General features: G+C 56.5%; 7 protein-coding genes and 1 tRNA gene. 4 read left to right on the top strand and 4 right to left on the bottom strand.

Annotation, left to right across the window (positions count from 1 at the left end; genetic code table 11):
- Window positions 1-13: 13 nt before the first annotated feature.
- Both serA and M7439_RS02455 read left to right on the top strand, forming a co-directional pair.
- Window positions 14-1597 carry a phosphoglycerate dehydrogenase gene (gene serA / locus M7439_RS02460; RefSeq protein WP_298349061.1) on the top strand — a complete coding sequence of 528 codons (1584 nt, stop codon included), beginning with the start codon at window positions 14-16 and terminating at the stop codon, window positions 1595-1597.
- A gap of 239 nt (window positions 1598-1836) precedes the next feature.
- Window positions 1837-3372, top strand: a complete 1536-nt coding sequence (locus tag M7439_RS02455; RefSeq protein WP_298349058.1) for a 2-isopropylmalate synthase — start codon at window positions 1837-1839, stop codon at window positions 3370-3372.
- 370 nt (window positions 3373-3742) lie between these two features.
- On the opposite strand, the gene M7439_RS02450 is transcribed toward M7439_RS02455, so the two are convergent.
- From M7439_RS02450 to M7439_RS02435, 4 genes are all read right to left on the bottom strand, one after another.
- A tRNA-Gln gene (locus M7439_RS02450) sits at window positions 3743-3814 on the bottom strand.
- A gap of 88 nt (window positions 3815-3902) precedes the next feature.
- Entirely contained in the window at window positions 3903-5303 is a 1401-nt protein-coding gene (gene gltX, locus M7439_RS02445) for a glutamate--tRNA ligase (protein ID WP_298349055.1), read from the bottom strand.
- A 71-nt stretch (window positions 5304-5374) separates the two neighbouring features.
- A complete protein-coding gene (locus M7439_RS02440; RefSeq protein ID WP_298349053.1) occupies window positions 5375-6229 on the bottom strand; it encodes a 3-hydroxybutyryl-CoA dehydrogenase in 855 nt (284 codons plus the stop codon).
- A complete protein-coding gene (locus tag M7439_RS02435; protein WP_298343024.1) occupies window positions 6229-7377 on the bottom strand; it encodes an acyl-CoA dehydrogenase family protein in 1149 nt (382 codons plus the stop codon). The genes M7439_RS02440 and M7439_RS02435 overlap by 1 nt, the downstream gene beginning before the upstream one ends.
- A 148-nt stretch (window positions 7378-7525) precedes the next feature.
- Between M7439_RS02435 and M7439_RS02430 the strand changes: the two genes are divergently transcribed.
- Both M7439_RS02430 and M7439_RS02425 read left to right on the top strand, forming a co-directional pair.
- The gene (locus M7439_RS02430; RefSeq protein WP_298343021.1) at window positions 7526-11128 is read left to right on the top strand and encodes a bifunctional diguanylate cyclase/phosphodiesterase; all 3603 of its coding nucleotides are present in this window, start codon (window positions 7526-7528) and stop codon (window positions 11126-11128) included.
- A gap of 75 nt (window positions 11129-11203) precedes the next feature.
- On the top strand, window positions 11204-12394 hold the full coding sequence (locus M7439_RS02425) for an acyl-CoA dehydrogenase family protein (RefSeq protein ID WP_298442933.1): 1191 nt from the start codon (window positions 11204-11206) through the stop codon (window positions 12392-12394).
- The last annotated feature ends 332 nt before the right edge of the window (window positions 12395-12726 follow it).

Genomic DNA, 12726 nt, shown 5'->3' with positions numbered 1-12726 from the left:
GTGGGGAGTAGATGTGGCTACCATCTTAGTGAGCGAGGTTATTGCAGATCGCGGGCTTGATATCCTTCGAGGGGCTGGGCATGAGGTTCGCGTCGCGCTCGATCTCTCGCCGGAGCAACTCCTTGAGGCGGTACAAGACGTGCATGCGATCATCATTCGGTCGGCCACCAAGGTGACGGCTGAGGTCATCGCCAACGCACCGCATCTGATCGTGGTGGGGCGGGCTGGCATCGGCCTGGACAACGTTGATGTGGAGGCTGCCACTCAGGCAGGCGTGATGGTGGTGAATGCACCTCAATCCAACATTATCTCTGCGGCCGAACACACCATGGCATTGTTGCTGGCGCTTTCACGACAGATTCCACAAGCACATGCCAGCTTGGCCTCTGGCACTTGGGCCCGGTCTAAGTTCGAAGGTGTCGAACTCTATGGAAAAACGCTTGGTATCGTTGGTCTTGGACGGATTGGCGCACTTGTGGCCCAGCGAGCGCTGGCTTTTGGCATGACACTCATCGCTTACGACCCGTACATATCCCAGGAACGAGCCAAGAAAATGGGAGTAGAGCTGACCTCGCTTGTCGATCTTGTGCAACGGGCTGACTTTGTCACGATCCATCTACCCAAATCCAAGGAGACAAAGGGGCTCATCGGCAAGGAACTGCTTGCGCATGCGAAGCCAGGTATACGCTTTGTGAACGCCGCCAGGGGTGGAATCATCGATGAGGATGCGCTCTATGCAGCTCTTGTAGAGGGAACGGTCGCCGGGGCCGCTTTAGACGTGTTTGCAACAGAGCCGCCCACGGGATCACCTCTGCTCGGCCTCGATACAGTGGTGGCCACTCCCCATCTCGGTGCAAGTACCGAGGAGGCGCAGAATAAAGCAGGCATCACCATCGCCGAGCAGGTGCAGCTAGCGCTGGCCAACGAGTTTGTTCCGTTTGCAGTGAATGTGAATGCGGCTGAGGCTTCGGCGCAGGTACGTCCATATTTGGGTCTGGTGGAGTTCCTCGGCCAGTTCATCTCCTCCTTGACTGGCGGTCTGCCCGGATCGCTCGAGATTGAGTATCAGGGCGAGCTTGCCCACGAGGACACCCGACTCTTGACGCTGTCGATCCTCAAAGGGATTTTTTCGGTTGGCCTGAACGAGCCCGTCTCCTACGTGAACGCGCCGCAGCTCGCCTCAGAACGAGGGCTGGAGATTCGTGAGACGACGGTTGCGAATAGCCTGAACTTCCGAAACCTGGTCGTCTTGCGCACGCCAGAACATCTGGTTGGTGGAACGCTCGCTGGGGCCAGTGGCGCTGAGCCGAGGATTGTGCTTGTCGATGGCCACTGGGTCGAGGTGCCACCCTCAGTCTCTATGCTGGCTGTCCGTAATTTTGACCAGCCAGGCATGATTGGTGTCGTGGGTAAAGTGCTTGGCGATGGTGGGTACTCTATCGACTCGATGGCGGTCTCTCCGCGTGTAGATGATGGAACTGCGTTGATGTTGCTCAGTGTCTCACGCCCAGTGGATCCGGAGATTATTCAGCTGCTAGAGGCCAATGCGGGGATCATTTATGCGAAGTCGGTCGGATCTGCGTTAGAGGTCGATTAGGTTCTACCGCATATGAGTACTTTGGCAAGTAAGCGACTTCTTCTTATTTAGGGCGATCACCGACGGTGATCGCCCTAGACCCTCTTGATCGTTGATCAGAGGGTCTTTTTATTTCCCGGCAAAGAAAGCCGAGTCAACACTCTGTGGTCGTGCGTGGATAGGGAACGATGGCGATGACCGGTTGGAGAAGAGTCACACAAATGTGAGTCGTGAGCGTTGTTGTTGAATTTGGAGGAAAAATGGACGAACAGGTTATTATTTTCGACACCACACTTCGAGATGGTGAGCAGTCTCCCGGTATCTCCCTGGATGTGCTGGAGAAGTTGGAGATCGCTGAGCAGCTGGCGCGTTTGAACGTGGACTACATTGAGGCCGGCTTTCCAGTTGCTTCGCAAGGCGACTTCGAGGCGGTGCAGGCGATTGCTCGTCGAGTCGAAGGGCCAGTTATCGCCGCCTTATCGCGGACGCAACTGCGTGATGTGGACCGTTGTTGGGAGGCCTTGCGCGATGCAGAACGAGCTCGGATCCATATCTTTATCTCGACCTCTCCATCGCATCTTACCCACATGCTCAAGATGACGAACGAGATGGTTCTCGAAGAGGTGAGGGCATCGGTGGCGCATGCGCGTAACTTTACCGATGATGTCGAGTTTTCCCCACAGGATGCTACTCGTACGCCACTGGAGTTCCTCTATGAGGTCATCCAGGTGGCGGTCGACCATGGAGCTGGGACCATCAATATTCCGGACACGGTGGGGTATGGTATCCCTGCCGAGTTTGGCCGAATGGTTGAGGAGGTCCGGCGCAATGTCCAGGGAACGTATGTGATCTCAAGTCATTGCCATAACGATCTTGGGTTGGCGACGGCGAACTCACTTGCTGCGGTAGCCGGCGGGGCGCGGCAAGTGGAGTGTTGCATCAACGGTATCGGGGAACGCGCTGGTAATGCGGCGCTAGAAGAGGTGGTCATGGCCTTACGTGTGCGCTCTGATCTGTTCGAAGGCCTTGGAACACAGATTCGTACAGAGGAGTTGGCCAAGGCCTCACGTCTCGTGTCGCGTCTGACCGGCTATCCAGTGCAGTACAACAAGTCAGTCGTCGGGCGTAATGCATTTGCGCATGAGTCAGGCATTCACCAGCACGGCGTGCTCGCTGATCGCAGCACCTATGAGGTGATCGACGCCAGTGCGGTCGGGCAGCAAGGATCTCAGATCGTCCTAGGGAAACATTCTGGGCGTCATGCGTTCACTTCAACCCTGCACGATATGGGATTTGATCTGTCGGGAGATGCACTCAACGCCGCATTTGAACGCTTCAAAGACATGGCAGATCGTAAGAGTGAGATCACCGAGGCCGATCTTGAGGCGATCGTTACCGATGAACTCGGTGTTGTGATCGCAGACCGGTTCGAGCTCATCAGTCTGTCGGTTGCCTCCATTTCGGGTGAGGCAGCGAAGGCGAGCGTGGTCGTCAAAATCGACGGCGAAGCGGTGATGGCCGATGCCGTTGGGAACGGAATGGTTGACGCGATTGGTAAGGCGCTGTCGGAGGCGACTGGCGTGAGTGCCAAGCTGACCGGTTTTACCGTCACCTCGGTAACCGGCGGGGTGGATGCCCTTGGTGATGTCGTCGTTACCTTGCGGACTTCAGATGCTGAAGTCACCGGTAGAGGCATCTCGACGGACATTGTGGAGGCATCGGCTCGGGCGTATCTCAATGGCCTGAATCGGTTACTGCGGGCAAGAGAAAAGGCATCAAATAACGAGACCCCCTAGTGTTGCCGTTACCCTAGTGTTGCCGTGACCCGCAGATCCGGGAGATGAGCTCACTGTTGCACGGCGTGTTGGGATGTCACGAGGGTAATGAGGGTCTTCAGAGAGGATCAGGGTGGAACAAGGATCCAGCGTCTTGGGATGCGTGATGGCCAGACTCGTCAAGCCTGGCGGTCGGTGACATGACGCTTCGACGCGATTGGTGCGCTACAGAAAGCTCCTTGTGTCAGTGAAGAGGCGCATGGTGCAGGCAATCCGGGCGTCCTGTCGCTAGGGCAACCCATAACGACGTTGCCTGCGCTACGTGGTCACGAGGTGAGCTGAACCATCTTGCTGATGAAGGATAACCCTGACGATCTTGTCACAGGAAAAGCTCGGGGGGGAGGACTCGAACCCCCAATGGCAGAGCCAGAATCTGCAGTGTTGCCAATTACACCACCCCCGAAGGTCCCTCTGATCCTAGCAGTTGTTGCCCAGCTCACCGTCCAGTCTGGATCGGTTCATCCGAGAGAACGGGCTCTTTTTCTCTCATTTCAGGGGTGTTCATTCTCCGCAGCCTGAGCAAGCGTATTGATTCTAGCAACACATTCGTCCTGTCCAAGAATCGCCATGGAGCTAAAGAGGGGAGGACCAACGGGAGCACCGGTTATGGCGAGACGAATGGGTGCCTGCAGCTTACGAAGATTGGTGCCAAGGCTGTCGGCACAGGCTCGCAGACAGGTCTCGATTTCGCTCGCAGTGAAGTCTTTCAGATCCAGTAATGTCCTGCTGGCCTGGGTGAGGTAACTGAGGTCGTCGGCGCGTAGCTTCCCAACGAGCTCTACGTAATCTGGGGAAAAAGTAAAGAGAAACCCAATCATCTTGGGCAGCTCGGAGAGTGTGCCGATTCGCGTCTGGACCTCAGGTGCAATGCGAGCAAAGCGTTCTTCTCCCTCTGGGTGCATGGTGATGAGTGCTGCAACAAATGGACGGGCGACTGTTGCGAAGGACGCCAGAGGGAGGGAGGCAAGATAGGACTTGTTGAAGTGTAATAGGCGCTGTTCGTCAAAGAAGGCGGGTGAATGGCCTACACGGTCGAGCGAAAAGGCTTGAACGAGCTCCGCCAGGGTGAAGAACTCACGATCATCCCCGGGATTCCAGCCGAGCAGCGCGAGGTAGTTGATCATCGGCTCAGGCAGGTAGCCGAGCTGGCGGTAGTCTTCGACTGCCACGCGATCGCGACGTTTCGAGAGTTTACGACGTTGCTCGTTGACGAGAACGGGAAGATGGCCGAATTGAGGGATAGGTGCGCCTAAGGCCTGGTGAATGAGGACTGCCTTGGGTGTGGTGGGTAGGTGTTCTTCCGCGCGTAAAACTGTCGTAATGGCGAAGTCGATATCATCGATGACATTTGCCAAGACATAGAGTGGAGCCAGTGAGGACTTGAGGATAATGAAGTCCTCGATGGATCCTCTCGGGAAAGTGACCTCACCCCGAATCAGATCGGAGACGATGACCTCAGCGTCGGGAACGCGAAAGCGCAGCGCCCTGCCAGCGCCCTGCTCGAGCCCTCGATCACGACAGAAGCCGTCGTAACCAGGCGGCGTTCCGGGCGCTTTCCGAGCTTCAACAGCATCACGTGTGCAGTCGCACCAGTATGCATGGCCGCTCTCTAGGAGGTCGAAGGCAACTGATTGGTAGTGTTCGATCCTGCTCGATTGACGAATTGGGCCCTCGTCCCAGTCAAGGCTAAGCCACTGGATAGCACGATAGATCCCGTCAACCCATTCCTCGCGGTTGCGTTCAGTATCAGTGTCGTCAATCCTCAGAACTAGTGATCCATGTGTTTGGCGTGCGATGAGCCAGTTGTAGAGAATTGTTCGAGCACTTCCAACATGGAAGAAGCCGGTCGGCGATGGAGCGAACCGAACCTTCTCTGGGCGGGACGGATGCAACAGCTCCTCCTTAGGGTTTTGGGTCAGAGGATCATCCTAGCCTCGCCTCGCAGGGGAGGTGCTTGTCGACACTAGTTGTACTGGTAAAACCCACGTCCTGCTTTACGCCCCAGCAACCCAGCTTCGCACATGCGCGATAGGAGTGGCGGTGGAGCATACAGCGGCTCTTTGAACTCTTCGTAGAGAGATTGCGCAACTGCCATGGTGGTATCGAGGCCGATGAGGTCGGCGAGTGCAAGGGGTCCCATTGGATGAGCACAACCGTCCACCATACCGGTATCGATGTCCTCGGCGGTTGCAAAACCGGATTCGAACATTCGCACCGCAGAGAGCAAGTAAGGGATGAGCAGTGCATTCACAATGAAGCCAGCGCGGTCTTTGGACTTGATCACATGTTTGCCTAGCTGCCCGGCAGCAAATTCGTTGGCCTGCTGTTCCACCTTGGCATTGGTCATCAATGAAGTGACGACCTCGACAAGAGGCATGACTGGCACCGGATTGAAGAAATGAATGCCAACCACCTGCTCGGGGCGCCGTGTCGCCATCGCCAGTTTCATGATCGGGATTGACGAGGTGTTGGAGGCGAGGACGGCGGTCGGATCCTCCACGATGCCGTCGATACGTTTGAAGATGGCGAGTTTGGTAGTCTCATCTTCGATCACCGCCTCGATCACCAGTTCCCTGTCGCCTAGCTGTTCCATGTCCGTGGTTACCAAGACGTGGCTGAGAGCCTCCTCTCGGCTCTTTTCGTCGAGTTTTCCGGAGCGGACGCCACGATCGAGGGACTTCGTGATCCGAGCCAATCCTGCCTGCGCGGCACCATCGTCGGCCTCAATGACGATCACATCAATGCCCCGTCGGGATGCAACCTCTGCAATGCCTGATCCCATCAGGCCCGCTCCAATGACACCGAGTCGCTGAATCATTACTTACCTCCTAGGACCTGGCGGGCGATGACGATGCGTTGGACCTGGTTGGTTCCCTCATAGATCTGGGTGATCTTGGCGTCGCGCATCATCCTCTCAAGTGGAAAGTCCTTGGTGTAGCCATAGCCGCCAAGGAGCTGGAGAGCGTCGATGGTGGTGGACATGGCCACATCCGAAGCGAACATCTTGGCCATTGCCCCGTATTTGGTCAACTGCCCATCGGGGTCGTTGTCGATGAGCTGGCACGCCTGATAGACCAGTCCCCGTGCCGCTTCCACCCGCGTTGCCATATCGGCGAGCATGAATTGAATGCCTTGATTATCCGCGATCGGGCGTCCGAATTGCTGTCGATTTTTGATGTAGTCAGCGGCATAGTCAATAGCCCCTGTGGCGATCCCGACGGCTTGGGCGCCGATGGTTGGCCGTGATCGATCCAATGTGCCCATCGCGATGTAGAAGCCCTGCCCCTCTTCCCCGATACGATTCGCAACTGGTACGCGTACCTCGTCGAAGGTTATCTCACCGGTGGGGGAACCTCGGACGCCGAGTTTCTTCTCGAGTTTGGCCACCTTGACGCCCCAATCGGCCTCAACGAGGAAGGCGGTAATGCCTCGATGGCCAGCCTTTGGATCAGTCTTCGCGAAGACAGTGTACGTATCGGAGATGCCCGCGTTGGTGATCCAGTACTTGGTACCAGTCAAGACGTAGTCGTCGCCATCGCGTACGGCCCGTGTCGTCATCGCGGCCACGTCGCTGCCTGCATCTGGTTCTGAGAGGCAATAGGAGGCCTGGGCATCTCCGGAGGCGACTCGCGGCAGATATTTGCGTTTGAGCTCCTCTGATCCCCAGTAGATGACCGGCGTCATACCCAACTTGGAGATCAGCATCGTGAGTGAAGTTGACGCACAGACGCGAGCGAGTTCCTCAACCATGATGGCGTTGGTGATGCCGTCCGCTCCTGCCCCCCCGTAGGCCTCAGGGATGCCGAGCGCAGGTAGCTCCATCTCTTTGCATGCCTCAAAGCTCGTCCATGGAAAGCTTGCGGACTCGTCGACCTCTTGCGCGTGAGGTGCGATACGGTTCTCGGCAAAGGATCGGAGGACCGAGCGAAATTGTTTGTGCTCCTCATTGAGTGCAAAGTTAGTCATTCCTCTATTGTGCACCCTCGCGACAACTTCTGCCAGTTTTGAGACGATGCCTTAGGTTCGGGCGAACGGCGCCGATAAAAAATGTACGCAAGAAGTTGCGTGTGTCCTATGGTGTTTTAGATGGTGTGCGCTGCCGAGGGGCTGAGGTATGGAGGTAAATTCAGAGTCCGGTTCAGATCTGATAGCAGCGCACCAGAGTTCTGAGGGGTCAAGGTTGGAGACTCGCAGAGTTCCCGGAAGAGTGATTAAGGCGTTGCGACAGCTCCTGCCTAAGCTTCGCGAACTCCTCGAGGCTGACCTTGGAAGTTTTCATGAGCGTGACGCCTCGGAGGTGGATCGGATCGCTCAGCTGATCACTGAGGAGTTCATCCGGCTCTTCTCCGAGCATCGCATCGACTACGAGGTGATTGCTCGCATTGGTGATGTGCATCTCCGTATGAATATCCGCCCAACATGGATTGATCTCATCTACTCGCTGTATCGTACCGACTTGGCTGGAGTCCTCGACGAGTCGGAACAGACACTACTTTTGCTACACGAAAAGGAACTCCTTGCGTGCACCAGCGAGGCGAGTATGCGCCTTTGGAGTGCCCGAGAGGCGCTCCAACAGACCATCGTTGAGGTTGCGAATCTGTTTGATCGGTATGTGCAGATGCCGGAGTCATTGTTAATAGAACAGCTGGTGGAGATGGTGCAGCGGGCCACGCAGGCACCCCTAGTCTATTTTGCCACCGCTCTCGGCACCCCCGTGACGGGGCTCGACGAAAAGATCTCCATTGTGGCAGCGGTTGGTGATGGGCGCGAGTATGTAGCTGATCTTGATCTGCGAACCGATCCAAATGATCTACGTGGTCAGGGCCCTGTGGGTATCGCTTTGCGCACTGGCAACGTCAGCTTGAGCTCTCGCGACGTCGAGAGTCGTTTTGGGCCTTGGATCGACAAACTCAAACGTTACGAGTTAGGCTCCGCCATTGTTGTTCCCTTCCCGCTCTCGTTGAACAGAAGCGCTGCCCTGGCTTTGTACCGGAGAGAGTCAGATCCGATGCCCGTCGATATCGAGGACATGATGGGTGCCCTTGGATCGGAGTTGGGCCGTCTTTTTGAGGCAAGAACGGCCTTCGCTCATGGACGGTTGCTCGATCGCATCATGGACACCAAGGTTGCCTTGCAGCTGTCCATGACGACCGATTGGGTAACGGCGATGGGAGAGGTTGCCCAAAGCATCGTGGGGGAGACCTCGATTAGCCAGGCTGCTCTTCTCTGCTTGGATACGCAATCGGGGATGCTGCGTTGCGCGGGAGTTTGGGGTGAACTCAGTGACTCTGCTCGCGATGAGCTCCTTGCTCTTGAGGTGTCGGTATCCGACGAGACCTGCCCGCCTGGTCCCTCTGCAACGTGTTTTCGATTGCAGCGCGAGATCGTGACCAACGGCCTCATCGGCCGTTCCCAAAGTTACGAGCTCAACGAGATGGCGGCCCTGTTGGCTCATGGCAGTGCTGTGCTGCGGCTTCCAATCGTGATGAGTGGTCGGAGTCAAGGTGTGATCATCTTCGCTATCGATGATCAGGCTGATCAGGGTATTGGTGAAGATGTCGTGCACTCGATCGACGAGCTGATCCGACAAGCCATCGCTCGGGTGGAACACAATCGTTCTGAGTGGGAGAACCGTTGGCTCAACAATCTGACCCTAACCGTCCTCCAGAGCGCCTCGATTATGGTATCTGCTCGCACGGAGGTCGAGCTGTTGCAGTCCTTCTGTGATGTGTTGGTGACCGAGAGTGTCTTTACCTCCTCATGGGTCGCCGTCCCGAACCCAGACATGAATCGACTTGTCCCTATGGCCAGTGCAGGACGTGGGGCTGAGGAGGTCGGCGCTCTCATGGTGCCATTGGATCTCGTCGGCGATGGCGGACCGTTGGCGCTGCGTGCGATCCGAAGTGATGCGGTTGTGTGGAACCAAGATGAACTCGGTGATGTTACGGTAAGCCCGTGGATCGACTTTCTCCGAACCTTTGGTTGGAATTGTGGGGTCTCGCTCCCCATCCATCGCGACGGCAAAGTTTTTGCCGCCATCACGGTCATGTCGCAGGTCACCAACACCGTGACTCCCGCAGTTCTCTCACTGCTTGAGACGGTGGTCAAGATGATTGAGCAAGGGATCGCTGATTTAAACCTCAAGCAGGCACTTGAACGGGAGCGAAACGTCCAACGTATCGCGGCGCGAACCGACATGCTCACCGGCCTAGATAACCGGCTCGCATTCGAGGAAAAAGTTCGCCATCTACTAGTTGCAGGTCGCGAGGTCGCCATTGGGATCCTTGATCTCGATGGTTTCAAAGAGTTGAATGACACAGCGGGGCACTGGGCTGGCGACAAGTTTTTGGAAGCGCTCGGTGCAGGTTTACGGTCACTCATCACCGGTGACGACTTCGTCTCCCGCCTTGGCGGTGATGAGTTTGGTTTCTGCGTCGCCGATGCTGAGTTACACACAGTCGATGATCTTGTGGAACGAGTCATGGGGCTCGTAACGACCACGGGTGAGAAATTCCGCATCACTGGATCCTTGGGATGGGCGATGTCGGTGACGGATGGACGTGACTATCCAAGCTTGCTTGCTCATGCAGACGAAGCCCTTTATGCGGCAAAGGGGGCCGGCAAAGCACGCTCCTACCTTTTTGGAGGCATGGTGGCACGTTCTATCGCGTTACGCCGCCAGGTTCGCGATCGGCTTCCAGCCGCTATCGAGAGTGGCGAACTGTATTTTTTACTGCAACCCAAAGTCAACGGCACGACCGGCTTGATCAACGGTGTCGAGTTATTGATGCGATGGGACGGAGTGCCGCTCGAATCGGTGCTGAACGAGGTGAAGAGCGATCCAGTACTGGCACGCATGCTTGGTAATCATGCGATCCAAGCTGCTCTCGCCACGCATCACCGGCTTGCTGCCGATGGATACCCCGATCTCAACGTATCACTTAATGTGACACCGTCGCACTTCCTCTCCAGACAGTTTTCCCAGGATGTAGCGCTCTTTGCGGCTGAGGAGCCATGGCACTTTACGGTTGAGATCACTGAAGATGTCGCACTCGACGACTTAGCGGCTGCGCGTTCCACCATCGGTATGCTGCACTCGGTGGGTGTCGCAGTCTCCGTCGACGATTTCGGGACTGGCTATGCTTCGCTGAGCAATGTCGCCCTACTCGATGTTGATGAACTCAAGATCGATCGGTCCTTCATCTCGCGTTTTGGCATGGATGTCAACTCATTTGCGATCGTGAGCTCACTGAGTTTTCTCGCGAGAATAGCGGGAATCCATATCGTCGCAGAGGGTGTCGAGACGATTGACGAACTGTCGCGTTGGATTCACTTGGGTGGCCAGTTGGTGCAGGGGTACCTCTATTCGCGCCCAGTTGACTTTGAGGCATTGCTTGGAGTTCTCGGTCGAGGCGAGTTGTTGCACTTCCCCGGACGGGTCTTCGCTGTCGAGGATTTCCTCCTGCTCAATGATGCCTTGGTGATTGAGCACCTCGATCAACGGCGTGAGAAGTCTTCGCAGGTCTGTGCCTTTTTCGATTGGTTCGCTACGCGCAGTGGCCGTTGGGGAGAACTTGCGAGCTTTGCCACGTCGGCGGCAATGCATGAAGAGATCCACCGTCATTCCGCAACCGAGGAGAGCTACCATGCGTTGGCCTCACACTGGGCCAGCCATGTCAAGGCCCTCCGTGATGACATCGCAAACTGTCTGCGTTGAGCTACGACACTTGGTTTGATCCGAGTGCTCTGCTAGAACACCTACGCTTTGCTAGGCTGGCTGCCAGGAGGGCGAATGATGATGACGGATGAGCAAGAGGTACGCCAGGCGACGCTTCGGCTTCTCGAGGAGGTCGATTTCGAGAAGGTTGGGGGGGTCGCATTCCGTGGCGAACAATACGATCGCGGTCTCGCCTTTGTGCATCATCCGGTTGGTCTCGGTGGTCTTGCAGCGAGTCCTGCCCTGCAAGGGGTGATCGATGAGCTGCTGGCGAATGCGAATATCCCTCCCGCCTTTGCGAGTAACCCAATCGGCGTGGGAATGGGAGCTCCGACGGTGATGACCTATGGATCCGTCGATCTTCAGCAACGGCTGCTACGCCCGCTCTTTACCGGTGAAGAGATCTGGTGCCAGCTCTTCTCTGAGCCTGGAGCTGGGTCAGATGTCGCTTCCCTGGCGACGAGGGCGATTCGTGATGGGGATGAATGGATCCTGAACGGACAGAAAGTGTGGACCACCCTCGCTCATGTTGCTCGTTGGGGGATGCTTGTCGCACGGAGCGATCCCGAAGCACCTAAGCACCGAGGGCTGACCTATTTTGTTTTGGATATGCGAGCAGTGGGTGTTGAGGTGCGGCCATTGCGACAGATCACTGGTGAGGCAGAGTTCAATGAGGTGTACCTCACTGATGTGCGTATCCCCGACACGATGCGCCTTGGTGATATCGGCAGGGGGTGGTCGGTCGCGATTACCACATTGATGAACGAGCGAGCTTCGATCGGTGGTGTGGTAATGCCAAGGAGTAGCGGCGCTATCGCCGAGGCGATCGGAGCTTTTCGGACCATGGGGAGTCCGAGTAGCGGACTCGATCAGTTGATGCAACTATGGTGCAGCACAGAGGCCCTCCGATTGACCTCCTTGCGGGCCGCCGCGCAGCGGCAGCAGGGTAATCCGGGTCCTGAAGGATCAGTGGTGAAGCTCGCGAATGCAGAGCTGAACCAGAAAATCTACGAATATTGCATAGATATCCAGCAAGACGCCTCACTGTTGTATCCGGACTACACCATGCGACGCCCTGAGTTTGCGGGTGTGCACGGCGATACCTCCTCGCGGTCGATGGCACAGGCATTTTTGCGATCCCGTGCCAATACGATCGAAGGTGGCACCTCGGAGGTGATGCGAAATATCTTGGGCGAGCGCGTGCTCGGGCTCCCTGGTGAACCACGTTCCGACAAGGAGTTGCCCTGGTCGCAGATTCCACGATGAACACCATGTCGTGAACATGCCGGAGTCGGTTTCCCACCGTCCCAGTGGGTGGGTTGGCCGGTGGCTGCACTTCGCAGAATGGCGGTAGAGATGCGCCTGGTATCTTTGGATCTGTGAAATGTCTGAACGCCCAATCCTTGTGTGACCAAAGTCCCTAACATCGTTTGTCGTGACTCCATAGGATAGTTGTTGGAGTTGTTCCACCGTGGATAGCTCGGTTGTTGGGTGTGTCATTTACGCGCAAGCGTTAGAAAGGATACCGCCATGAACGGTCATCCAGTCATCGGGGCGATTGTTAACCTTAATCATCCTGATCATTACATTCACTGGGG

This window comes from Ferrimicrobium sp., assembly GCF_027319265.1.
Classification (GTDB): Bacteria; Actinomycetota; Acidimicrobiia; order Acidimicrobiales; family Acidimicrobiaceae; genus Ferrimicrobium.
Note: the sequence above shows the minus strand (reverse complement) of the source record. Positions and strands in the feature narration are given on the sequence as shown.

Excerpts from the sequence above, each read along its gene's own strand:
- M7439_RS02425 (WP_298442933.1), top strand. The coding sequence starts at position 11,204 with ATGATGATGACGGATGAGCAAGAGGTACGCCAGGCGACGCTTCGGCTT.
- M7439_RS02455 (WP_298349058.1), top strand. The coding sequence starts at position 1,837 with ATGGACGAACAGGTTATTATTTTCGACACCACACTTCGAGATGGTGAG.
- M7439_RS02435 (WP_298343024.1), bottom strand. The coding sequence starts at position 7,377 with ATGACTAACTTTGCACTCAATGAGGAGCACAAACAATTTCGCTCGGTC.
- M7439_RS02440 (WP_298349053.1), bottom strand. The coding sequence starts at position 6,229 with ATGATTCAGCGACTCGGTGTCATTGGAGCGGGCCTGATGGGATCAGGC.
- M7439_RS02430 (WP_298343021.1), top strand. The coding sequence starts at position 7,526 with ATGGAGGTAAATTCAGAGTCCGGTTCAGATCTGATAGCAGCGCACCAG.